At 64.5% G+C, this 22,938-nt stretch carries 17 protein-coding genes; 6 read left to right on the plus strand and 11 right to left on the minus strand.

Annotated elements, in window-relative coordinates; genetic code table 11:
- Window positions 1-15: 15 nt before the first annotated feature.
- The 9 genes from LC083_RS07965 to LC083_RS14000 all read right to left on the minus strand — a co-directional run bounded on the left by LC083_RS07965 (window position 16) and on the right by LC083_RS14000 (window position 7,274).
- On the minus strand, window positions 16-1,017 hold the full coding sequence (locus LC083_RS07965) for a transglutaminase-like cysteine peptidase (RefSeq protein ID WP_226699904.1): 1,002 nt from the start codon (window positions 1,015-1,017) through the stop codon (window positions 16-18).
- A 322-nt stretch (window positions 1,018-1,339) separates the two neighbouring features.
- Window positions 1,340-1,642, minus strand: a complete 303-nt coding sequence (locus tag LC083_RS07970) for a hypothetical protein (RefSeq protein ID WP_226699905.1) — start codon at window positions 1,640-1,642, stop codon at window positions 1,340-1,342.
- Window positions 1,643-1,768: 126 nt separating this feature from the next.
- Window positions 1,769-3,742 (minus strand): TIR domain-containing protein, encoded by a 1,974-nt coding sequence (locus tag LC083_RS07975; RefSeq protein WP_226699906.1) that lies wholly within the window; start codon window positions 3,740-3,742, stop codon window positions 1,769-1,771.
- A 143-nt stretch (window positions 3,743-3,885) separates the two neighbouring features.
- Window positions 3,886-4,263 carry a 50S ribosomal protein L7/L12 gene (gene rplL, locus LC083_RS07980; protein WP_160608832.1) on the minus strand — a complete coding sequence of 126 codons (378 nt, stop codon included), beginning with the start codon at window positions 4,261-4,263 and terminating at the stop codon, window positions 3,886-3,888.
- A gap of 81 nt (window positions 4,264-4,344) precedes the next feature.
- Window positions 4,345-4,860, minus strand: coding sequence for a 50S ribosomal protein L10 (gene rplJ, locus LC083_RS07985; RefSeq protein ID WP_226699907.1), 516 nt, complete (start codon window positions 4,858-4,860; stop codon window positions 4,345-4,347).
- 321 nt (window positions 4,861-5,181) lie between these two features.
- Window positions 5,182-6,261, minus strand: coding sequence for a type 1 glutamine amidotransferase domain-containing protein (locus tag LC083_RS07990; protein WP_226699908.1), 1,080 nt, complete (start codon window positions 6,259-6,261; stop codon window positions 5,182-5,184).
- A gap of 92 nt (window positions 6,262-6,353) precedes the next feature.
- Window positions 6,354-6,581 (minus strand): helix-turn-helix domain-containing protein, encoded by a 228-nt coding sequence (locus LC083_RS07995; protein WP_226699909.1) that lies wholly within the window; start codon window positions 6,579-6,581, stop codon window positions 6,354-6,356.
- The gene (locus LC083_RS08000) at window positions 6,581-7,123 is read right to left on the minus strand and encodes a DUF2975 domain-containing protein (RefSeq protein WP_226699910.1); all 543 of its coding nucleotides are present in this window, start codon (window positions 7,121-7,123) and stop codon (window positions 6,581-6,583) included. The genes LC083_RS07995 and LC083_RS08000 overlap by 1 nt, the downstream gene beginning before the upstream one ends.
- A 22-nt stretch (window positions 7,124-7,145) precedes the next feature.
- On the minus strand, window positions 7,146-7,274 hold the full coding sequence (locus tag LC083_RS14000; RefSeq protein ID WP_263611767.1) for a hypothetical protein: 129 nt from the start codon (window positions 7,272-7,274) through the stop codon (window positions 7,146-7,148).
- Between the two features lie 191 nt (window positions 7,275-7,465).
- Between LC083_RS14000 and LC083_RS08005 the strand changes: the two genes are divergently transcribed.
- Window positions 7,466-8,149 carry a DUF4956 domain-containing protein gene (locus LC083_RS08005; protein ID WP_160608837.1) on the plus strand — a complete coding sequence of 228 codons (684 nt, stop codon included), beginning with the start codon at window positions 7,466-7,468 and terminating at the stop codon, window positions 8,147-8,149.
- 10 nt (window positions 8,150-8,159) lie between these two features.
- Here LC083_RS08005 and LC083_RS08010 read toward each other — a convergent pair whose 3' ends face one another.
- Window positions 8,160-9,185: a hypothetical protein gene (locus LC083_RS08010; RefSeq protein ID WP_226699911.1), complete on the minus strand. Its 1,026-nt coding sequence runs from the start codon at window positions 9,183-9,185 to the stop codon at window positions 8,160-8,162.
- On the minus strand, window positions 9,182-10,237 hold the full coding sequence (locus tag LC083_RS08015) for a metallophosphoesterase (RefSeq protein WP_226699912.1): 1,056 nt from the start codon (window positions 10,235-10,237) through the stop codon (window positions 9,182-9,184). Before LC083_RS08015 ends, LC083_RS08010 begins: the two co-directional genes overlap by 4 nt.
- A gap of 348 nt (window positions 10,238-10,585) precedes the next feature.
- Between LC083_RS08015 and rpoB the strand changes: the two genes are divergently transcribed.
- The 5 genes from rpoB (at window position 10,586) to LC083_RS08040 (ending at window position 22,921) form a co-directional block, all read left to right on the plus strand.
- Window positions 10,586-14,767 carry a DNA-directed RNA polymerase subunit beta gene (rpoB, locus tag LC083_RS08020; protein WP_224831791.1) on the plus strand — a complete coding sequence of 1,394 codons (4,182 nt, stop codon included), beginning with the start codon at window positions 10,586-10,588 and terminating at the stop codon, window positions 14,765-14,767.
- 61 nt (window positions 14,768-14,828) lie between these two features.
- Entirely contained in the window at window positions 14,829-19,157 is a 4,329-nt protein-coding gene (rpoC, locus tag LC083_RS08025; protein WP_160608841.1) for a DNA-directed RNA polymerase subunit beta', read from the plus strand.
- Window positions 19,158-19,252: 95 nt separating this feature from the next.
- On the plus strand, window positions 19,253-20,014 hold the full coding sequence (locus LC083_RS08030) for a hypothetical protein (protein ID WP_226699913.1): 762 nt from the start codon (window positions 19,253-19,255) through the stop codon (window positions 20,012-20,014).
- A gap of 109 nt (window positions 20,015-20,123) precedes the next feature.
- The gene (locus LC083_RS08035; RefSeq protein ID WP_226699914.1) at window positions 20,124-22,466 is read left to right on the plus strand and encodes a putative bifunctional diguanylate cyclase/phosphodiesterase; all 2,343 of its coding nucleotides are present in this window, start codon (window positions 20,124-20,126) and stop codon (window positions 22,464-22,466) included.
- Window positions 22,463-22,921 carry a hypothetical protein gene (locus LC083_RS08040; RefSeq protein WP_226699915.1) on the plus strand — a complete coding sequence of 153 codons (459 nt, stop codon included), beginning with the start codon at window positions 22,463-22,465 and terminating at the stop codon, window positions 22,919-22,921. The genes LC083_RS08035 and LC083_RS08040 overlap by 4 nt, the downstream gene beginning before the upstream one ends.
- Window positions 22,922-22,938: the final 17 nt, after the last annotated feature.

The following is a 22,938-nucleotide window of genomic DNA, read 5'->3' on the forward strand; positions in this document are numbered from 1 at the left end:
GCGACGGGGCGCGGCTCAATAGCCGTGCAGCCAACTCTGTTTCGCCCCCAGGCTCATGACCGGGCGGTAGCCGTGGTCGGAGCGCGCATCGAGCGGGGCATCGCCGACATTGTCGAGCATCATCATGCCGTGATCGGTCTTCACCAGCAGCACGGCATGGTCGCGCCGGCGGATGAGATCGCGGGCGAGCGTCAGCATCATGTCCTCGCGCGCGACACCGGCGGCGGCGAGCAATTCCATTTTGAGCAGTGCGAAATCCTCGCAATCGCCCTTGCCGAGACGCAGCGTGGTCGCGGCATCGGCCCAGTAGTCTGCGCGGCCATAAAGGTCGCGGTCTTCCGCGTGGCGGATGCTGCGGTTGACCCAGCGGTTGACCGAGGCGACCAGTGCCGACTTTTCGGCCTTGGCTGTGCCGATAGCGGCCAGCGTCGGGCCGAGATTGCTGCGGGTGCGGCTGACGCGGGCAAAAGCCCCGTCGAAGCTGGTCTGGCCCACGGGCACCATCTTGCTGCCGAGAACGAGATTGGCATCGGAGCGGCGAGGGCCGGGGGCCGGTGCCAGTGCAGGCTGCGCTTGCGGGCGCGGCACGAAGGACAGCGGCTTCACAGGATCGAAAGCGGGGCGCGCAGCGAAGGGGCTGGTCACGCTGCAACCGGCGCTGCGTGCGGGCGAGGGCGCGGCGGCAGGTTCCAGCGGCTTGGCCGGCACACCTGCAAACAGCGGGTGATCGTCCCTGGCGCCTTCCTGCTGTGCGCGGATCGCATCGAGCGCGCTCGATCCGCCTAGGATGGCGGCGGCCTTGCTCTGCGCGGCAGGGGCGAGGTCGGCGGGCACCGAAGCGGTGCCTGTGCTGGCCGCGCAATCCTCTGCCGGCGCAAGGCCCGGCGCGGCCCGCATCAGCACTTCCGCGCTCGCTGCAGAGGCGCTGGCCGGCAGCATGGCTGCAAGGGCCGCACCCGCCAAGGCGAGGGAAATGCCGTGCTTACCGCGGCGCAGGGAGATTGGTGCATCGACCATGCCCCCCTGCTAGTGGGTCGCGGTCAAGACGAGGTTTCGCGCTCTGGTTAACGGCGAGGAAACGCTTCGGCGCTTCATCGGTGCGAAAGCGTGGGTTGATCAGGAGAGGGCTTCTCCCCCAATTCCATCAAAGGTCGCGCGCTGTATGTCGATCCTCAAACAGGCTATCGCCCCGATCTCGGCAGCCGCGTGCTGTTCGAGCCCGAACTGGCTATCGGCACGTGCCTGGACCATCGATGCCCGGCTGTTCACTTCTCAGCAGAACCCCGGCATCGGCATGATGGGCCAGCGAGTGAATTACCGTATCCGGGCTATCCCGCGATCAGCTGCGGCCACGCCTGCGCCTGCCGGAACCACCGTAACCGAAATAGGCGGATCGCGCGTTCATCAGCTTGTGGCCCGACAGGAGCTCGAAACTGCTGCGCACACCCTGTAGCATGATTCCGAAGAAGACCGACAATACTGCCGACAGTTCGATCAGGACGAGCGCAGGCAGAAGGCCCGCAAGGAAGAGGTGCCTTCTCAAGCGGATGCCGATGCGGGACTTCGGGAAAGCGCGCACGATCGCGGCGCTCAGCAGGAAACAGGCGAGGAAATACGAGAGAGGAACTGCGAACCCGAGCATGATGACTTTTGACGACCCCCTAGGAAGAGGCGGGGCATTGGCAATGCAGGCAGGGCGGCGCAACGGAAACCGTATATCCTTATTACACGGACCTCGCGGACGGGATCGCGTGCGGACGGCACCAGCTTATTTGGCAGCGGCATCGTGCCCGGTCAGGTGTGGCTCGTCGCGGTGCAAATGCGTTTGGCGGACCTCTTCCTTGAAGTCGTATCCGACCCATTCGACGCAGTCGGGCCATGCCCCGCTCGCAAGCCAGTATTCGTTGAGGCCCAGCCGTTCGCACAGTTCGATGAAGCGCGGCTGCTGGATGACCTCGCTCCACTTGCCCAGGATCGTGCCGGGGTAATAGACGCTCGGCCGGTCGCCCTTGGGATCGAAGATGTAATCGTAGGACGCCTTCTCGGCGAGATCGAGCGCCTCGTCGGCCAGCCCGAACGCGGCGATGGACAGCACGAGGTTGAGCGGCAGCGTGCCGGTGGTCTCGATCAGCTGGGCATAGCGATCGGTACGCGTGCGGACGAGCTGCGGGTCCTTGTGGCGCAGCGCTTCGTTGAAGGCCTTGGCCGCTTTCATGTCGCGCGCGGGCCAGCCGTCGAACTGGTCGATCGCGCAGACCTGTTCGTCGTACACGTCCCAGAAGCCGAGGAAGCCGGAGGTGTTGATCACCCACAGCATGATGCCCGGATTGGCCGGCCAGCGCTCGCGCAGCTTGCGCGCCATCTTCACTCCGCCCTCGTAATCGCAGGTGTAGATCAGCATCTGCGCGAGGTGCAGCTGGGCGGACGGCATGATCGGATTGAGTTCGCAGGCGCGCTTTGCAAAACCCAGCGCATCGTGGAACCGGCCCACACTCCAGCAGAAATTGCTCATGTCGGTCAGGATCGCCGGATCGTTGGGCGAGACTTCCAGCGCTTTCAGCAGCCGCTTCTCGCGCGCGGCATAGGCGCCCCATGGCTCGAGCATGGCAAGCGCGAGGTGCGCGCCGCCGCGCTTTGGATCAAGCGCGAGTGCCGCATGGGCCGCCTCGATCACCGCATCGCGGGCCGGGGCGTAGTCGCCTTCGAAATGGCCGGAACGCAGGAAGGATGCGCGGGCGACGGCGAGCATTTCCCATGCGGGGGCGAAATCGGGAGCTTCGCGCGTGACCTTTTCGAGCTTGGGAATGGCCTGCTGGGCGGAATCGTCGAAGGTCGCATCACCGTCTGCCAGGTGGCGCCGGGCGCGCAGGAAGGTATCGTAGAGGTCCGATGGCAGCGAGCTGGCGCTGCTCGAGGAGGATGGCGCAAGCGCGATCCTCAGCGCTGCGGCGACCTGGCCGGCGATCTTTTCCTGCAGATCGAAGACGTCGTCGAGCGTGCCGTCGAAACGGTCGCCCCAGATGGCGTTGCGGCTGGCGCAGTCGACCAGTTCGGCGCTGATCCGGACCCTGTCCCCGCTGCGCCTGACCGACCCGTCGAGGACGTGGGTGGTGCCGAGGGCTGCGGCGACCTTGGATATTTCCTTGTCGGCCCCGCGAAACTGGAAGGCAGAGGATCGCGCCACGACCTTCAGCGTGCTGCCGTCCGACACGGTGCGCTGGATTTCCTCGGAAATGCCGTCGCAGAAATAGGCCAGCTCGCTGTCGGAGGAGAGATTGTCGAAGGGCAGGATCGCGACCAGCGGCTCGCGGCCGGGGACGGGGCCGGGATGGACTGGTGGGGCCTTGCTGCCCGTGCCGGTCAGTTCCGCGATGCTGGCGACCAGCTTGTGCCAGGTCGGCGCATCGGGTTCGCCGTTCCAGCTGGCCGCGGTTTCGCACTGGATGCGGTTGAAGGGCAGGGGCGGCAGCACCCCGTCGAGGCTCAGCTGGACGAGCTTGTCGGCTTCGAAGGCCATGCCCGCCTCGGCCGGCACCCAGCGCGATGCGCGCGCCTGTTCCGACCACAGGACGAGTACGGCCCGGGCCGCCTTCAGCTGTTCCTCGATGAGCGTGGAAAATGCACCGTGCGCGGGCAGGTCGTCGTCGATCCAGACTTCGTATCCGGCATCGCAGATGGCATCCGCGATAACGCGCGCCTTGGCATAGTCGGCGCGGGCATAGGATATGAAGACATCGGTCAAGGGCGAGTCCTTGCAGCGAAGTCTTCTGTCTACGCCAGCCTAGAGGGCGACTCAATCATTTGGGCGCATACGAAAAGGGCGGCACCTTTCGGTACCGCCCTTTCCGTGATCAGCGAAAGCTGTTCGAAGCGTAAGCGAAAAGCTTACTTCAGTTCGACGGTGCCGCCGGCTGCTTCGATCTTGGCCTTCACTTCTTCGGCTTCGGCCTTGTTCACGCCTTCCTTGAGCGCCTTCGGGGCGCCTTCGACGAGAGCCTTGGCTTCGGTCAGGCCCAGGCCGGTGATGGCACGGACTTCCTTGATGACCTGGATCTTCTTGCCACCGTCGCCGGTGAGAATGACGTCGAATTCGTCCTTCTCTTCAGCAGCGGCGCCAGCGTCGCCACCACCAGCAGGTGCGGCAACGGCAACAGCAGCGGCGGCGCTAACGCCCCACTCTTCTTCGAGCGCCTTGGCAAGCTCAGCGGCTTCCATGACGGTCAGCTTCGACAGTTCTTCAACAAGCTTGGCGATATCGGCCATGATGTTTCACTCCAAATAATAGGCCGGGGTGCCGGATAGGCTCTGCCCCGATGAATATGTGTTCTAAGCGAGAACCAGCTCTTACGCGGCTTCCGTGGCGGCATATGCGCCGAAGACACGAGCGAGCTTGCTTGCGGGTGCGTTGACGAGCTGGACAACCTTGGTTGCCGGCGCGTTGACGAGGCCCACGATCTTGCCACGCAGCTCGTCGAGGCTCGGCATCGAGGCGAGTGCCTTGACCCCTGCTTCGTCGAGCACGGTCGCGCCCATCGATCCACCGACGATTTCAATCTTGTCGGTGGTCTTGGCGAAGTCCACCACGGCCTTGGCCGCAGCGACCGGATCCTCGGAATATCCGAGGGCGGTCGGACCCGACAGGTACTCTTCGAGACCTGCGTAGTCGGTGTCCTTCAGCGCGAGCTTGGCGAGACGGTTCTTCGCAACCTTGTAGGACGCACCGGCTTCACGCATCTTCGTGCGCAGTTCGGTCGACTGGGCGACCGAAAGGCCCAGGTTGCGGGTCACGACGACCACGCCAGCCTGGTTGAAGACTTCGCTGAGCTGGGCGACCGAATCGGCTTTCTGCGAACGATCCATGCCATACTCCTTCACTATGACCCCGCCGGAATGGACCGGCGAAATCGGCTACGTTTGTCCATGCTGCAAACTGCAACACGGGCGAGTCCGTTGAGGGGGAAGGAGTGCGCCAATTGGCGCGAAACAACGGCTTACCCATGGCTGGGCGTACCGCCGGAAAATCTCTGTTCCCCGTCTAGGCTGGAAATTAAGGTCGGGCAGATCCCGGCCACCAACTGTCTCGGACGGATGATCGGCAGTGCCTTGCGGCCTTACCGAGCGGGGCGGCCTTTAGCGTTTCCCGGCCGGGAGTCAAGCATTCGCGAGGCCGCCCGCAAGTCCTCACATGGCGGATAGACGTGCCCTGACGCCTTCAATCGCCTCCGCCAGTTGGGGATCGGGGAAGTGCGGCTGGGCCAGTTCCATGATCCGCAGCGCCGATGCCAGCATCGCTTGGTCCTCGCCCGCCTCGATCGAGCGGTAATAGCCCCAGATCGCCACCAGCGGCACATCGAGGCGCGGGTCCTTTGCCGCAAGGGCTGCCGCAAGCGGTGCCTCGTCGCCTGCGATCGCGCGGGCGACCAGCATGACGCTGCGCTCGTCGGCCCACGCTTCGCGGTGGGCGGGGGTCTTGCCCATGGCTTGCACCAGCGCATCGCTCGCCGCGCCGACCGAGAACGGGTTCTGGCCGGTGACCACCCTGCCGTCGACTTCGACATGGGGCAGCATCATCGGTGCCTCGCCGAAGCGCGCACCGACCGAGCGCAGCTCGCTTTCGAGCAGGAAGGGGAAGTGTTTGACCCAGCGCTTGCCGAACAGGACCTCCTCCTCGTCGGTGAAGCCCGCCAGCCTGCGGCCTTTCGCCCATGGCGTCCCGTCGTCGCGGACCATGCGGGCGAAGACCGCCGGGCCGTGACAGACCGCCGCCACCACGCCGCCGCGGCTTTCGGTGTCGGCGAGGAGGCCCTGCAACACCTGCGAAAATGGCAAGTCGAACATCGCGCCCTTGCCGCCGATCACCATGACGGCGCCGTATCGGCCGGCCATCGCCGGATCGAGCCGCAGGGTCTGGCCGAGCTTCGCGCTCGCCTCGGCATCGGCGAGGAAGGCGGCATTATAGGACTTGGCGGGATCGAAGCCGTCGGGTTCCACCGCGCCTCCCGCGGGGCTGGCGATATCGACGGCAAGCCCGTTCGCTTTCAGGACCAGCCAGGCCTGCGCCAGCTCGTCCATTTCGAAACCGGGCTGGACCTGCCCCTTCTCTTCGCCCGCGCTGCGGCCATGGCTGCTGACGACGAGCAGCACGTGCTGGGGCAGTTCTGCTGGGGAGGCGGCTTCGGCAGGCTGCCGGGCGGCAGCCTGTCCGGGGGCGGCAAGGGAAACGAGGGCGCAGGCAAGGGCTGTGGAAAGGCGAAGGGTCATCGGGAAGTCCTTTTCGGTAGGGCGCAAGACAGCTGCCGGCGCCGCGGGGGCGCCGGGCTTTGCTGTCTTCCTGTGTCGGGTTCGGGGGGGGCTTAGTCCTGCCGGTAGGCGAGCAAGTCGCCCGGCTGGCAGTCGAGTTCGCGGCAGATCGCCTCCAGCGTGGAGAAGCGGATCGCCTTGGCCTTGCCGGTCTTGAGGATCGACAGATTGGCGAGGGTGAGGCCGACGCGTTCCGCCAGTTCGGTCAGCGTCATGCGGCGGTCGTGGAGCAGGTCGTCGAGCTTGACGATGATTGCGGTTCCTTCTGAATCAGCGCCCATCACACGGTCCCTTCCAGGTCGGCGCGCATTTCGGTTCCCTTGCGGAAGACGCGGGCGAGGATGAAGAGGACCAGGACCATCACCGGGCCCGTCAGGTCGTAAATGCTGAAACCGAGCCGGTCGCCGCCCCCGCTAGCAAGGTTGGCGAGGTAAAGGCGCACAAGTCCGACCAGCACGGCCAATACCTCCACACCGAGCAGTAGCCAGGCCATCGAGCCGAGCCGCTGGGCGTTCTCGGCGATGAACGGGTCGCCTTCACCGACACTCACGATGATTGCGCGCATCTTGCCGAAGAAGGCGAACAGGGCGGCAACAATTGCCGAAAGCATTACCAGGATGGCGATGTACGAGACGAGAGAGTTATCGATGAGTTCGAACTCGTTCGCGTTGACGATCCCGTCCGCCAGGTCCTGGCTTATCAGCACCAGGAGCAGCATGACCGCGAACAGGATAACTCCCGCCAGGGCACACAGGCCCTGTAATATCAGCGCAAGAACTTTTCCCGTGGCGAGCAGCGGGTCGTTGGGAATGATGCGGGCCATGGCTGGTCCTTTCTCTACCGGGTCAGGCGATGAGCGGAGCGGACACCACCGCCATCTGGGCGGACGGCACGGTCACGACCGTCTGGACCGAAACGAGGGTGATGACGATGGCGGCAAGCGCCGCGGCGAAGTGGGACTGGAAACGGGACATTTATCGATCTCCTTGCATCTCAATATCGATAATCAATAATCCGAGTCGCACTTATTGTCAATCGATAATATCGAAAAACAATATATGACTTAGCGAGAGGCGATAAATGGGCCTTGGGCAGGCTCCCAGCGCAGGGTTTGGCAGCCGCCCCGCTTCTCTCTATAAGGGGCGCAGGGGGAGGGCTGGTCTTCATGGTTTTCCGGATGCTGTTCGTCAGGCTGACGGTGTTCTACCTCGTCGTGACCGGCGCGGTGCTGGGCGTGGTGGCGCTCGATCCGTCGCTGTCCCATTTCCTGCCCATCGGCGGCGCGCAGACGCTGCTCAGCGCAACCTCCGGCGATCCGCTCGGCGGGGTGCAGATCGGGGCGGAAAAGGTCGCCAACCTCGGCAGTTCGATCCTCTGGCTGTTCGTCGCCGTGGCCGGGGCGATGCTGACGACGATCCCGGTCACCTGGACCTACATGGCCAGCCGCAACCGCGCGGAATATGATCAGGCGCTGGTCGAGACGATGATCGTCCTGCCCATCGCCGTGACCGCGATCGTGGTGATGGTCCACAACTCGCTGGCGCTGGCCTTCTCGCTGGCAGGGATCGTGGGCGGCGTGCGCTTCCGCAACACGCTGAAGAGTTCGGGCGATGCGATCTACATCCTGCTTGCCATCGGCATAGGGCTGGCCGCCGGTATCGGCGCGCTGGAGATCGCGCTCGTGATGACGGTGATGTTCAACTACGCCTTCGCGCTGCTTTGGATGGCGGATTACGGGGCCAAGGACGGCACCCACCGCTACCTGCGTTCGCCCGAGGCTTCTGCCGGCGGCAAGGATGCGGACACCGACCGCCACGACCAGTCGGGCGAAGGCAGCGAGGTAGGCTGACCGCCCGTGCTCAGCGGCACTTCTTCAGCAGCTTCTTCCCGATCGATTCCTCGTCCCCGATGTCCTCGTAGAAGCTCGCGAGGTATTTCGTCATGGCGGCCACGGTCCCCGCATCGGCTTCGGGCGTTGCAGCCAGGCTCGCTTCGAACTGGCTGCGCAAGGCGCGCATCCGTGCCGCTGCCGCAGGGACGAGGTCGTTGAACGAACAGAAACCGCGATAGACGCGGGTGCGCACCGAATAGGTGCCGAGTTCCGGATTGGGCACGGCATAGCCTGCATCCACCAGCCCCGAATTGTCGAAATCATAGGGCACGGGGACCAGCGCGCTGCGGGCCTCCTTGCTCGCTCCGAACAGGCGCGAGTTGTGGCAGCAGTCGGTCTTCGTCGGGCCGAGTACCATGGCCCAGTCGGTATTGCCGATCATGTACTGGAACAGCGCGTAGCGGGCCGCATCCTCGCGGTCGACCTGCGCCAGCGGTGTGTCGCCGACATCCAGCTCCTTCAGGCCCAGCCGCCGTGCCGCATCGTCCCCGTCCTCGATGAAGAAGGCCAGCCGGCGGGCATATTCCCTGTCGCCGTCGCGGTAGCTGACGCGGACCAGCCGGACCCTGAAGCTTTCCGGTGTCAGGACGTTGTAGAGCCGGTAGGCGGCATATTCACGCAGCATGGTCTGTTCGGCACTGTCGCTGTCGCGGCAATGGGTGACCAGCTTGATGCTGCCCTGCCGGTGGAACAGCGAAGCCTCGTCCGGCTTGCCATCGAAGCGCACCCTCAATGGCGGGAAGCGGCACAGTTCCTTCAGGCGCCGCGAATTGCCGCGGGCGGACAGCTGGATGGCATGGCTCTCGCCGGCGGCCGACAAGGTGGCGGGGTGGGGGTCGGTCGATTTCTCGCCCCGCGCGACGATCTCGCGAATGGGCCCGTCAAGCGTGAGTTCGAGGATTTCATCGGAGGCGAAGAGCGGGGTGGCCTCGCCCTGTGCGAAGGCAGGTGGGGCAGCGCAGGCAAGGGCAAGGGTGAGAGCGAGGCGCTTCATCGGGGCGCTCCTTCGGACAATATCCGGCTGGTCCACGAGCCGTCGGATTCTCGCTGGTGTGCGGTGATGCGATCGCCTGCGATTTCGAGATAGGAGGCGGGGCCACCGTAATGGCGGGAAATGCCGGTATCGATGCGCAGCAACCTGCCGCCGAGGTCGTCGGCGATACCGTCTCGCGAGGGCGTATGGGCGACGACCAGCCGCTGTGCGCCATAACGGGCGAGGACCGTTGCCAGCTCTTCTTCGCGCGATAGCCTGGCGGACTGGGGCTCGGTGTCATCGGCCTCGCGCACCACATTGCCGCGATACCATATCGGCCCCAGCGGATCGTCGAGCACGCTCCGGTCGACCTCGTCCCCGGGGGCGAGCGCCGCTTGGTGGCGGCGGTTGATCGTCGCGATCTCCTCTGCCGACCGTTCCGCGCTGAGGCCGCCATGCGCGAAGAGGGTCGGCCCCAGTTGCACCACGGCAGGCAGGGTCGCCGCCCACAGGCCCAGATCGCCCCCGGCGCGCCAGCTGCGCCGGTGCTCGATCATGCCGAGCGGCGTTTCGGCCAGCCAGCGCCGCTTGATCTCGTCGATGGGCAGGCCGGGCTTGTCCGCCCGGTAGAGCTCTGCCAGCCGGTCGCGCTGGGTGGCCCAGACATCAAGCCGCACCGCGCGCGAGCGGCGGTCGCGGAAGGCCTCGTATTCGCCGGGGTGAACGTAGCGCAGGTCGCCCGTGACGTTCATCGCCTCGTGATTGCCGAGCAGGACGATGACCTGCCCGCCGGCGGCAGTCGCTTCGCCGGCCAGCCGTTGCAGCTGGCGGATGATCCTGAGCGAATCCGGTCCGCGGTCGGTGATGTCGCCCATCTGGACCAGCGCAGTCCCGCCTCCCGACCAGCCGCCCTTTGTATCGACGATGCCGGCGGCGCGGGCGATCTCCTCCCATGCCTCGTAATCGCCGTGCAGGTCGCCCACCGCCACGATGCGTGCAGGCGCGGCGCCCTGCGCTGCCAGCGCGAATGGCGCGAGCAGCAGGCTTGCCAGCAGGACCAGCAGTCGCAGCATGCGTCCTCCCCCTTGCGAAGCCCTGCCCATAGCATATTTTTGCCACCTGCGATGCCTGCCTGTCGTTACGTCGCAGGGCGTTTGACAAAGCCCCCGCGCCTTCCTAAATGCCTCTCGACCGCACGCTTCGAGCGAGTCCGATTCATGCGCGGGTTTCGGACACAGGATGGAAGCGGCGTTTCCATATCGCGACGCTTTTTAACGAGCTGCAGCCGCCGCCCCCACGGGCGTGTCATCGCTGCGGCCTTTTTGCGTCTCGCGATACGGTTCTCACGCGCATGAGACATCTGATTGGCAGTCCTGTCCGCGCGGGGCTGCAAGGACACGAAAAGAGGCACGAGCTCCTTTATGGCTACCAAGGCGAAGGCACCCCGCAACACGTCGTCGGGCACCGCTAAGCGGCGCATCCGCAAGATTTTCGGCGACATCCACGAAGTCGTCGACATGCCCAACCTCATCGAGGTGCAGCGTGAAAGCTACGAGCAGTTCCTGCGCTCGAACAAGCAGATCGACTACGTCTCGGGCCTCGAAAAGACGCTGCGTTCGGTCTTCCCGATCCGCGACTTCGCCGGCACCGCCGAGCTCGACTTCGTGCATTACGAGCTCGAAGCGCCGAAGTACGACATCGTCGAATGCCGCCAGCGCGGCATCACCTACGCCGCCCCGATGAAGGTCACCCTTCGCCTGATCGTGTTCGAGGTGGACCAGGAAACCGAAACCCGCTCCGTCCTCGATATCAAGGAACAGGACGTCTACATGGGCGACATGCCGCTCATGACGGATAACGGCACCTTCGTCATCAACGGTACCGAGCGCGTTATCGTGTCGCAGATGCACCGTTCGCCGGGTGTGCTGTTTGACCATGACCGCGGCAAGACGCACTCCTCGGGCAAGCTGCTGTTCGCAGCCCGCATCATTCCTTACCGCGGTTCGTGGCTCGACTTCGAGTTCGACGCGAAGGACGTGGTCAACGTGCGTATCGACCGCAAGCGCAAGCTGCCGGTCACCGCGCTGCTCTATGCCCTTGGCCTCGACGCCGAGGACATCCTCGCCCATTTCTACGACACCGTCACCTGGAAGCGTGCCAAGGACGGCTGGGAAATCCCGTTCGTCGCCGAAAACTGGCGCGGCCGTAAGCCGGCGTTCCCGCTGGTGGACGCCAAGACCGGCGAGGAAGTCTTCCCCGCCGGCCAGAAGATCAGCCCGCGTGCTGCCAACAAGGCTGCCAAGGACGGTCTCGAAACCCTGCTGCTTCCGACCGAGGAAATCTTCGGCCGCTATGCCTCGGCCGACATGATCGACGAAAGCACGGGCCGCATCTACATCGAAGCTGGTGACGAAGTCTCGGCCGAGAACCTCGAAGCGCTCGACAATGCGGGCGTCGACAGCCTCGTCCTGCTCGACATCGACCACATCAATACGGGTCCCTGGATCCGCAACACGATGAAGGTCGACAAGGCGGAGAACCGCGACGAAGGCCTCGAGGCCATCTACAAGGTCATGCGCCCGGGCGAACCGCCGACCAAGGAAACCGCCGAAGCGCTGTTCGAAGGCCTGTTCTTCGACGCCGAGCGTTACGACCTGTCGGCCGTCGGCCGCGTCAAGCTCAACATGCGTCTCGACCTCGATGCCGAAGACACCGTCACCACGCTGCGCAAGGAAGACATCCTCGCCGTGGTCAAGGAACTGGTCGACCTCAAGGACGGCAAGGGCGAAGTCGACGACATCGACAACCTCGGCAATCGCCGTGTCCGTTCGGTCGGCGAACTGCTCGAAAACCAGTACCGCGTCGGCCTGCTGCGCATGGAACGCGCGGTGAAGGAGCGCATGAGCTCGGTCGACGTGTCGACCGTCATGCCGAACGACCTGATCAACGCGAAGCCGGCCGTTGCCGCCGTGCGCGAGTTCTTCGGCTCCTCGCAGCTCTCGCAGTTCATGGACCAGACCAACCCGCTGTCCGAAGTCACCCACAAGCGCCGCGTTTCGGCGCTTGGCCCGGGCGGCCTTACCCGTGAGCGCGCCGGCTTCGAAGTCCGCGACGTTCACCCGACCCACTATGGCCGCATCTGCCCGATCGAAACGCCGGAAGGCCCGAACATCGGCCTGATCAACTCGCTCTCGACCTTCGCGCGCGTCAACAAGTACGGCTTCATCGAAACGCCGTACCGCGTGGTGAAGGACAACAAGGTCACCGACGAGGTGATCTACCTGTCCGCCATGGAAGAGCAGAAGCACACCGTCGCACAGGCTTCGGCCGAACTCGACGCCAACGGCGGCTTCGTGGAAGAGCTCGTCTCGGCCCGCCAGGCCGGCGACAACCTGATGGCCCCGCGTGAAACCATCACGCTGATGGACGTCAGCCCCAAGCAGCTCGTCTCGGTCGGTGCATCGCTCATTCCGTTCCTGGAAAACGACGACGCCAACCGCGCACTGATGGGCGCCAACATGCAGCGCCAGGCCGTTCCGCTCGTGAAGGCGGAAGCGCCCTGGGTCGGCACCGGCATGGAAGAAACCGTCGCCCGCGATTCCGGCGCGGCCATCACCGCCAAGCGTGGCGGCGTGGTCGACCAGGTCGACGCGACGCGTATCGTGATCCGCGCGATCGGCGATGTCGAACCCGGCCAGTCGGGCGTGGACATCTACACGCTGCAGAAGTTCCAGCGTTCGAACCAGAACACCTGCATCAACCAGCGTCCGCTGGTGAAGGTCGGTGAGACGGTCGAAGCCGGCGACGTGATCGCCGACGGTCCTTCGACCGACCTCGGCGAACTGGCACTGGGCCGCAACAGCCTCGTCGCCTTCATGCCCTGGAACGGCTACAACTACGAGGACTCCATCCTCATCTCCGAGCGTATCGTGAAGGACGACGTCTTCACCTCGATCCACATCGAGGAATTCGAAGTCATGGCTCGCGACACCAAGCTCGGGCCGGAAGACATCACCCGCGACATCCCGAACGTAGGCGAGGAAGCGCTGCGCAACCTCGACGAGGCGGGCATCGTCTACATCGGTGCCGAAGTGCACCCGGGCGATATCCTGTGCGGCAAGATCACGCCGAAGGGTGAAAGCCCGATGACGCCGGAAGAAAAGCTCCTGCGCGCCATCTTCGGCGAAAAGGCCAGCGACGTGCGCGACACCTCGCTCCGCCTGCCGCCGGGCGTTGCCGGTACCGTCGTGGAAGTCCGCGTCTTCAACCGTCACGGTATCGAGATCGACGACCGTACCCGCGCGATCCAGAACGAGGAAATCGAGCGCCTGCGCAAGGACGCGCAGGACGAGCGCGCGATCCTCAACCGTGCGACCTACAACCGCCTGCGCGACATGCTGCTCGGCCAGACCGCTTCGGCCGCCCCCAAGGGCGTCAAGAAGGGTTCGGAAATCACCGAGGAACTGCTGGAAAGCGTCGATCGCCACGAATGGTTCAAGTTCGCGGTCGCCGACGACAACCGCCAGGCCCAGCTCGAAGCGGTGAAGTCGCAGTACGATGAGAGCGTCAAGTTCATCGACGAGAAGTTCGAAGACCGTAAGGAAAAGCTCGAACGCGGCGACGAACTCGCCCCGGGCGTGCTGAAGATGGTCAAGGTCTTCGTTGCCGTGAAGCGCAAGCTTCAGCCGGGCGACAAGATGGCCGGCCGTCACGGTAACAAGGGTGTGATTTCGCGCATCCTGCCGGTCGAGGACATGCCGTTCCTCGAAGACGGTACGCCGGTCGACATCGTGCTGAACCCGCTGGGCGTGCCTTCGCGCATGAACGTCGGTCAGATCTTCGAAACGCACCTCGGCATGGCAGCCCGCAACCTGGGCATGCAGATCGGCCAGCAGCTCGACGAATGGAAGGCTGCCAACCCGAATGCAGAGGAAGATTACGCCAAGGCCAAGCCGCCGGCAGCAGTGATCGACCGCCTCAAGGAGGTCTACGGCGAACAGTATGTCGAGGCGATCGACAGCCGTTCGACCGAAGAGATCGTCGAGCTGGCAAGCAACCTGCGCTACGGCGTCCCGATGGGCACCCCGGTGTTCGACGGCGCCCGCGAAGGCGACGTGACCGTGGAACTGGAAAAGGCCGGCCTCGATGCGGACGGCCAGTCCGTCCTCTACGACGGCCGCACCGGCGAAGCGTTCGACCGCAAGGTGACCGTGGGCATCATCTACATGCTCAAGCTGCACCACCTGGTCGACGACAAGATCCACGCACGTTCGATCGGCCCCTACAGCCTCGTTACCCAGCAGCCGCTGGGCGGTAAGGCGCAGTTCGGCGGCCAGCGCTTCGGGGAAATGGAGGTCTGGGCACTCCAGGCCTACGGTGCAGCCTACACGCTGCAGGAAATCCTCACCGTGAAGTCGGACGACGTGATCGGCCGTACCAAGGTCTACGAAGCCATCGTCAAGGGCGACGATACCTTCGAGGCCGGCATTCCCGAGAGCTTCAACGTGCTCGTCAAGGAAATGCGCAGCCTGGGTCTCAACGTCGAACTCAAGTCGCTTACCGACGACGAAGACGACGACGGCCTCGCGATCGCGGCGGAATAGGGGGGCGTTTCGCTCCCCACCGCTTCCGCCCGAAAGAATTAACCCGACAGGGATTTAAGTCATGAACGAACTGACCAAATTCACCAACCAGCTCGCGAAGCCCGAGACTTTCGACGAGATCCAGATCGGCATCGCCAGCCCCGAGCGCATCCGCTCGTGGTCCTTCGGCGAAATCAAGAAGCCGGAAACGATCAACTACCGCACGTTCAAGCCCGAACGTGACGGCCTGTTCTGCGCGCGCATCTTCGGTCCGGTGAAGGACTACGAATGCCTTTGCGGCAAGTACAAACGCATGAAGTACAAGGGCGTCGTCTGCGAAAAGTGCGGCGTCGAAGTGACCGTGACCAAGGTCCGCCGCGAGCGCATGGGCCACATCGAACTGGCCGCGCCGGTCGCGCACATCTGGTTCCTGAAGTCGCTGCCTTCGCGCATCGGCCTGCTGCTCGACATGCAGCTCAAGCAGCTCGAGCGCGTGCTGTACTTCGAAAGCTACATCGTCGTCGAACCGGGTCTCACGCCGCTGGACAAGTTCCAGCTGCTGACCGAAGACGAACTGCTCGAAGCGCAGGACGAGTATGGTGAAGACGCCTTCTCGGCCAGCATCGGCGCAGAAGCCGTCAAGATGATGCTGATGGACCTCGATCTCGAACAGGAGAAAGAGGACCTCTTGGAAGAGCTCGCAACCACCAAGTCGAAGCTCAAGCCCGCCAAGATCATCAAGCGCCTGAAGGTCGTCGAAAGCTTCATCGAGAGCGGCAACCGTCCCGAGTGGATGATCCTCGAAGTCGTGCCGGTCATTCCGCCGGAACTGCGCCCGCTCGTCCCGCTGGACGGTGGCCGCTTCGCGACGTCGGACCTCAACGACCTCTACCGCCGCGTGATCAACCGTAACAACCGCTTGAAGCGCCTCATGGAGCTGCGCGCGCCGGACATCATCGTCCGCAATGAAAAGCGCATGCTGCAGGAAGCCGTCGACGCGCTGTTCGACAACGGCCGCCGCGGCCGCGTGATCACCGGTGCCAACAAGCGTCCGCTCAAGTCGCTGTCCGACATGCTCAAGGGCAAGCAGGGCCGCTTCCGCCAGAACCTTCTGGGTAAGCGCGTCGACTATTCGGGCCGTTCGGTCATCGTGACCGGTCCGGAACTCAAGCTGCACCAGTGCGGCCTGCCCAAGAAGATGGCGCTCGAGCTGTTCAAGCCGTTCATCTACGCCCGTCTCGACGCCAAGGGTCTTTCGATGACCCTCAAGCAGGCGAAGAAGTGGGTCGAGAAGGAGCGCAAGGAAGTCTGGGACATCCTGGATGAAGTCATCCGCGAACACCCGGTCCTCCTGAACCGCGCACCGACGCTCCACCGTCTCGGCATCCAGGCCTTCGAGCCCGTGCTGATCGAGGGCAAGGCGATCCAGCTTCACCCGCTGGTCTGCGCCGCGTTCAACGCCGACTTCGACGGCGACCAGATGGCCGTGCACGTCCCGCTGAGCCTCGAGGCCCAGCTGGAAGCGCGCGTCCTGATGATGTCGACCAACAACATCCTCTCGCCCGCCAACGGCAAGCCGATCATCGTGCCTTCGCAGGACATGGTGCTGGGTCTCTACTACCTGTCGATGGAACGTCAGGAGAAGAAGCCCGAGTTCACCGAAGACAGCGACGGCAACAAGGTCGAGAAGCTGCCCCTGTTCTCGGACATGGCGGAAGTGCACCAGGCGCTGGAAATCAAGTCGGTCACGCTGCACTCGAAGATCATGGCCCGCGTGCCCCAGGCGGACGAGGACGGCAACGTTTCGATGAAGCGTTTCGTCACCACCCCGGGCCGCATGCTGATCGGCGAATGCCTGCCGAAGAACCACAAGGTTCCCTTCGACATCGTCAACCGCCTGCTGACGAAGAAGGACATCGCCGACGTGATCGACGAGGTCTACCGCCACACCGGCCAGAAGGACACCGTGCTGTTCGCCGACGCCATCATGGCGCTGGGCTTCCGCCACGCGTTCAAGGCCGGCATCTCCTTCGGCAAGGACGACATGATCATCCCCGATGCCAAGGTTGAACTGGTCGAAGCCACCAAGGCACTGGTTGCTGATTACGAGCAGCAGTACCAGGACGGTCTCATCACCCAGCAGGAAAAGTACAACAAGGTCATCGACGCCTGGAGCCAGTGCGGCGACAAGGTGGCCGATGCCATGATGGAAGAGATCAAGTCGCAGCCGATCGACAAGGACGGCAAGGAAGCGCAGATCAACTCGATCTACATGATGAGCCACTCCGGCGCCCGTGGTAGCCCGGCCCAGATGAAGCAGCTGGCCGGTATGCGCGGCCTGATGGCCAAGCCGTCGGGCGAGATCATCGAGAACCCGATCATCTCGAACTTCAAGGAAGGCCTGAACGTCCTAGAGTACTTCAACTCGACCCACGGCGCCCGTAAGGGTCTCGCGGATACGGCGCTCAAGACGGCGAACTCGGGTTACCTGACCCGCCGTCTGGTCGACGTGTCGCAGGACTGCGTCATCGTCGAAGAGGACTGCAAGACCGACAACGCGCTCGAAATGCGTGCCATCGTCCAGGGCGGTAGCGTGATCGCATCGATCGGCGAACGTATCCTCGGCCGCACGCTGGCCGAAGACATCGTCAACGCATCGACCGACGAAGTCATCGCCAAGGCCGGCACGCTGGTCGACGAACCGCTGGTGAAGGCGATCGAGGAGGCCGAAACGCAGGTCGCCAAGATCCGTTCGCCGCTGGTCTGCGAAGCCAAGCAGGGCGTTTGCGCGACCTGCTACGGCCGTGACCTTGCCCGCGGTACGCCGGTCAACATCGGTGAAGCTGTCGGCGTCATCGCCGCCCAGTCGATCGGTGAACCGGGTACCCAGCTGACCATGCGTACCTTCCACATCGGCGGTGCTGCGCAGCTCAACGAAACCTCGCACCTCGAAGCGGTGTCGGACGGTAAGGTCGTCTATCGCGACATGCCGACCATCACCGACAAGAAGGGTCGTATCCTGTCGCTCGCCCGCAACGGCGAACTGGCCGTGATCGACGCCGAAGGCCGCGAGCGCGAAATCCACAAGGTGCCTTACGGTACGGTGCTGATGCACAAGGATGGCGCGAAGGTGAAGGAAGGCGATCGCCTTGCGGAATGGGATCCGTTCTCGCTGCCGATCATCACCGAAACTTCGGGTGTGGTGAAGTTCCAGGACCTCATCGACGGTACCTCGATGGAAGAACGCGTCGACGATGCCACCGGTATCGCCCAGCGCGTCGTCACCGAGATCCGCACCAGCGGCCGTGCGAAGAAGGAAGACCTGCGTCCGCGGCTTACCCTCTTCAACGAGGCCGGCGACGAGAACGAGGCCGCGCGCTACATGCTGGCGCCCGGTACCGCGCTCTCGGTCGAGGACGGTGCACAGGTGCAGGCAGGTGACATTCTCGCCCGTGCCAGCCGCGAAGCTGCCAAGACCCGCGACATCACTGGTGGTCTGCCGCGCGTCGCCGAACTGTTCGAGGCCCGCGTGCCGAAGGACAATGCGATCATCGCCAAGATTTCGGGCAAGATCGAATTCGTCCGCGAATACAAGGCCAAGCGCAAGATCGCGATCGTGCCCGAGGAAGGTGATGCGGTTGAATACCTCATCCCCAAGACCAAGGTTATCGACGTCCAGGAAGGCGACTTCGTCAAGAAGGGCGACACGCTGATCTCGGGCTCGCCGAACCCGCACGACATCCTCGATGTCCTCGGGGTCGAGGCGCTGGCCGAGTACCTCGTGAACGAGATCCAGGAAGTCTACCGACTCCAGGGCGTGAAGATCAACGACAAGCACATCGAGGTGATCGTTCGCCAGATGCTGCAGAAGGTCGAGATCACCGATGGCGGCGACACCACGCTGCTGCCGGGCGAACAGGTCGACCTTGAGGAACTCAACGAGACCAACGCCAAGCTGCCGAAGAACAAGGAACCCGCACAGGGCACCCCGATCCTCCTCGGCATCACCAAGGCCTCGCTGCAGACCCGCTCGTTCATCTCTGCCGCCTCGTTCCAGGAAACGACCCGCGTGCTCACGCAGGCCGCTGTCGAGGGCAAGAAGGACACGCTGATCGGCCTCAAGGAAAACGTGATCGTCGGCCGTCTCATCCCCGCCGGTACCGGCGCGGGCATGAACCGCATGCGCGTCACTGCCTCCAGCCGCGACGCCGCCCTGCGCGCTTCGTGGAAGAAGGCCCAGGAGGCGATCATCGCTGCCAATACCGCAGAAGAAGAGCACGCGGCGGAACTCGCCCAGGGCCCCGAAGCTGCGATCGGCGACGATCCGCTGGCGGTGATGGAAGGTGAAACCCACGGCACCGATGCCGATGCAGGCGATTACCTCAACGAAGAGGCGAAGGACGGCGAATAAGCCCCCGTTCATCGCAACAAATTGAAAAGGCCCCGGAAGTCATCGCTTCCGGGGCCTTTTCCCATGCGCGCTCCGGATGGTTCGGGGAGTGTCCGATGCGAGTAGCTGCTGTACTTGCCGCCCTTGGCCTCCTGACCTGTTCGCCCGCACCCGAAGATGCGCCGGCCAGCGCTGCACCTGCCATCGACGGCGAATATGTCGTCACTTTGGTCAATGAAGAAACCCCGCTGATCGGCATCGAGGGCTACGAGCCGACGATCACCTTTTCGGGCAACCGGATCCATTTCCAGTCGCAGTGCATCTACGACGACTGGACCTTCGACCGCACGGGCGAGGGTATCGAGACCGGCGAATGGGACTATGCCGAACCGCCTGCCATGTGCGCGCGCAGCTATGCGCCGGGCGAGGAGGCGATCATCACCGCTATCGACAAGGCGACGACCATCAGGCCGGTGCGGGGCGGACTCTGGCTGTCGGGACCGGGCGGGACGGTCCAGCTCGAACGCATTCCCGATCCCGCGCAGGTCGCCGCGCGCGCGGTGGACGTTCGCGGATCGTGGGATCTCGTCAGCCTCGACGGCAAATCCCTTGCGGAACCGATCCCGCTGGAGGCGAATTTCGATCAGGTCTGGTGGGAGCCCGGCTGTGCCGGCCAGTCGGTCAATTACATGATCGACGGCGCGCGGTTCGACCTCATGGACCACAAGTCGCCGGAGATGGTCTGCGACATCGGATTCCCCGAGGAATTGCCCGCGCTCTGGCAGGCGATGGACATGGCCGAGACCGTGCGCGCGGACGGGAACGACCGCGCCATCCTGTCGGGCAAAGGACACGAGGTGGTGTTGCAGCGCCGCTGACAAGCGAGCGGACAATCCCCCGATCCGGAGCAGAAAGCTATACAGCGGACCGGAAATTCGGTTACACTTGAGCAGGATGCGCGCGATCCTGCGCACAACCGGGGGCCGCATGGGAAGACCGAGCGCGAATAGCGAAGAGGTGCGCCGCCTGCTGCTGGTGCGGCGCCTGCGGGCAGTGACCGCGGGCAATACGCTCGCGACCCTTTCGGCCATCGCCTCCATTTTCGTGCTCGTCATCGCTTTCGACGAAGCCAAGTTGGAAGTACCGATCCTGACTTGGGCGGGCGCGGCCATCGGCCTGTTCTGCCTCAGGGCGTTCTATTTCGCCTCGCTCGATCCCGAGATCGGCGATGCCGCCTCGTTGCGCCGCGATTACCGCCGCGTGACCGGTGCGATGATGGCCTCGAGCGTGATCTGGGCAGTCGGTTTCGTACTCCTTGCCCTGATTGCGCAGGGGCTGGAAATCGCGACGCTCGCAGTCGTGGGTACCGCGATGATGGTCGGCGTGCTGCTGATCCACCGCGCCGCCCCGCAGGCTGGCTATGTCCATATCGTCATGCTGCTGGGCGGGCTCCTCGCTGCTGCATGGCTTGCCATCGGTATCGAGGCGACGCCGGTGGCAGCGCTGCTGGTAGTCTACGGCCTCACCCTGTGGCGGGCGGTCGGGCGCATGGATGCAGCCTTCGAGGCGGCTGTGGTGGCCGATATCGAGCGCGAGGATGCCGCCGCGACGGTTGCCATGCTGCTGCATGATTACGAAGAGCAGTCAACCGACTGGCTGTGGATCGTCGATAACGATGCGCGCCTGCGCGAAACCAGCGAACGCTTTGCCAAGGTGCTCGGCCTTGATGCAGAAACGCTCGAGGGCATGTCGCTGCTCGATCTCGTCGAACCGGGGGAAGAGCGGGAAGGGCTCTCGCGCTTCCTCGTCGAACAGCGGGCCTTCCGCGACCTGCCGGTGACCATCGCAGTCGAAGGGGAACGGCGCTTCTGGCAATTGTCGGGCCGTCCGCGGATGGACGGCACGATGAGCGGGATCGGCCGCGACGTCACGTCCGCGCGGCTGATCGAACAGCGCGTCACCTTCATGGCGCATTACGACAATCTGACGAACCTCGCCAACCGCTACCTCTTCAACGAGCGGCTGCGCGAACTGCTGGGCGACAGCCATTCGCGCGGGGCTAATATCGCGCTGTTCTATCTCGACCTCGACGATTTCAAGGCGATCAACGACACGCGCGGCCACCTTGTCGGGGACCGGCTTCTGCGCGAAGTCGGCGAACGGCTTGCAGGCGAAGTCCGCCAGCAGGATCTCGTCGCCCGGCTCGGCGGGGACGAGTTTGCCGTGCTGATCGAAACGCGCGCAGGCGACGGCCTGCTGATCGAACGGGCGCACCGTTTCCTGTCGGTCGTGCGCGCGCCCTACGAGATTGACGGGCACAGCTACCGTGTCTCCACCAGCGTGGGCGTGGCGCGCTGTCTGGAGGGCGATTGCGATGCCGAGGAATTGATGCGCCGCGCAGACCTTGCGCTCTATGCAGCCAAGAACAAGGGGCGCGACAACCTTGCCCTGTTCGAGCCGCGTCTCGACCAGGAAGCGCGCGAGCGGCGTGATATCGAGGCTGACCTGCGCGAGGCGCTGGCGCGCGACCAGATGCAGCTGCATTTCCAGCCGATCATCGAACTCGATACCGGCCAGACCACGGGCTACGAGGCGCTGCTGCGCTGGTACCACCCGACCCGCGGCGTGCTGGGACCGGCGGATTTCCTGCCCGTGGCAGAAGATACCGGCCTGATCACGTCGATCGGCGAATGGGTCATCCGCCGCGCGCTGGAAGAAACGGTCGGCTGGGACGGCGATTTCCGCATCGCGATCAACCTGTCGACCACGCAGGTCGCCGATGCGAAACTGGTTGCCGCCGTGTCGCAGGCCCTGCGCGCCACCGATTTCCCGCCCGAACGGGTCGAGCTGGAAATCACCGAGCACGTGCTGATGGATACCAGCGATGCCAATCGCGAGACGCTTCTGGCCCTGCGCGAGCTGGGCGTACGCATCGCGCTCGACGATTTCGGGACCGGCTATTCCTCGCTCGCCTACCTGCGCCGTTTCCCCTTCAACCGGATCAAGATCGACCGCGCCTTCGTGCGCGACGTGACGCATGATCTCGGCAGCCAGGCGATCATCTCGACCATCACGCGCCTTGCCGAGGCGATGGACATGGAGACGACCGCCGAAGGTATCGAGGACCGCGAGCAGCTCGACCTTCTGCGCAAGCTCGGGGTGAAGGAGGCGCAGGGTTTCCTCATCTGCAAGCCGATGCTGGCCGAAACACTGGCGCAGGAAGACCCGGAACACGGCGCGAAAATCAGCCCGCCGGTCGACAAGGCGGTGATCGACTACCGCGCTGCACGCAAGGCGGCCCTGAAGCGCCGGGGAGGCCAGGCCGCGTGAGGGCGGCGCTACTGCTGGCGGCAATGCTTGCCGCATGTGCGCCGGCCGCCGACGAGCCGACGGCAGAGCCTTCGCCCGCAGCGGCCGATACGGGAATCGTCCCGGCCAGCATCGTGGGGGAATACCGCGTCGCCGGGATCGACGGAGAGCCGCTGGAGACCGACTTCGGCATCGCGCTTTCGATCACGGAGGAGACGATCGGTTACGAACCGCGCTGCCTCGGCTTTGCCTGGACCTACGGCCTCGAAGACGGGCGCGTCGAAATACAGCGCGATCCTGCCTACGGGCCGCAACCTGCGCCCGGCGGCGGGACGGTGACCTGCCTGCCCGCCGTATCGCCGCAGCATCGCGCGCTGGCGGTTGCCATCGATGCCGCAGAGGAGGTGCGCCGCACTCCCGCCAATGCGGTGGAACTGCGCGGCGGCGGACATTCGGTCACGCTCTTCTCGCAATAGGCTGCGCGCTGCGCTAT

The organism is Qipengyuania gaetbuli, assembly GCF_020524765.1.
Lineage (GTDB): Bacteria > Pseudomonadota > Alphaproteobacteria > Sphingomonadales > Sphingomonadaceae > Qipengyuania > Qipengyuania gaetbuli_A.

What these genes read in the sequence shown, in the direction of transcription:
- LC083_RS08005 (WP_160608837.1), top strand. Translation starts at nt 7,466, where the DNA reads ATGGTTTTCCGGATGCTGTTCGTCAGGCTGACGGTGTTCTACCTCGTC.
- LC083_RS07970 (WP_226699905.1), bottom strand. Translation starts at nt 1,642, where the DNA reads ATGCTCGGGTTCGCAGTTCCTCTCTCGTATTTCCTCGCCTGTTTCCTG.
- LC083_RS08000 (WP_226699910.1), bottom strand. Translation starts at nt 7,123, where the DNA reads ATGGCCCGCATCATTCCCAACGACCCGCTGCTCGCCACGGGAAAAGTT.
- LC083_RS14000 (WP_263611767.1), bottom strand. Translation starts at nt 7,274, where the DNA reads ATGTCCCGTTTCCAGTCCCACTTCGCCGCGGCGCTTGCCGCCATCGTC.
- LC083_RS08035 (WP_226699914.1), top strand. Translation starts at nt 20,124, where the DNA reads ATGGGAAGACCGAGCGCGAATAGCGAAGAGGTGCGCCGCCTGCTGCTG.
- LC083_RS07965 (WP_226699904.1), bottom strand. Translation starts at nt 1,017, where the DNA reads ATGGTCGATGCACCAATCTCCCTGCGCCGCGGTAAGCACGGCATTTCC.
- LC083_RS07990 (WP_226699908.1), bottom strand. Translation starts at nt 6,261, where the DNA reads ATGACCCTTCGCCTTTCCACAGCCCTTGCCTGCGCCCTCGTTTCCCTT.
- rpoB (WP_224831791.1), top strand. Translation starts at nt 10,586, where the DNA reads ATGGCTACCAAGGCGAAGGCACCCCGCAACACGTCGTCGGGCACCGCT.
- LC083_RS08015 (WP_226699912.1), bottom strand. Translation starts at nt 10,237, where the DNA reads ATGCTGCGACTGCTGGTCCTGCTGGCAAGCCTGCTGCTCGCGCCATTC.
- rplJ (WP_226699907.1), bottom strand. Translation starts at nt 4,860, where the DNA reads ATGGATCGTTCGCAGAAAGCCGATTCGGTCGCCCAGCTCAGCGAAGTC.
- LC083_RS08030 (WP_226699913.1), top strand. Translation starts at nt 19,253, where the DNA reads ATGCGAGTAGCTGCTGTACTTGCCGCCCTTGGCCTCCTGACCTGTTCG.
- LC083_RS08010 (WP_226699911.1), bottom strand. Translation starts at nt 9,185, where the DNA reads ATGAAGCGCCTCGCTCTCACCCTTGCCCTTGCCTGCGCTGCCCCACCT.
- LC083_RS07995 (WP_226699909.1), bottom strand. Translation starts at nt 6,581, where the DNA reads ATGGGCGCTGATTCAGAAGGAACCGCAATCATCGTCAAGCTCGACGAC.
- rplL (WP_160608832.1), bottom strand. Translation starts at nt 4,263, where the DNA reads ATGGCCGATATCGCCAAGCTTGTTGAAGAACTGTCGAAGCTGACCGTC.
- rpoC (WP_160608841.1), top strand. Translation starts at nt 14,829, where the DNA reads ATGAACGAACTGACCAAATTCACCAACCAGCTCGCGAAGCCCGAGACT.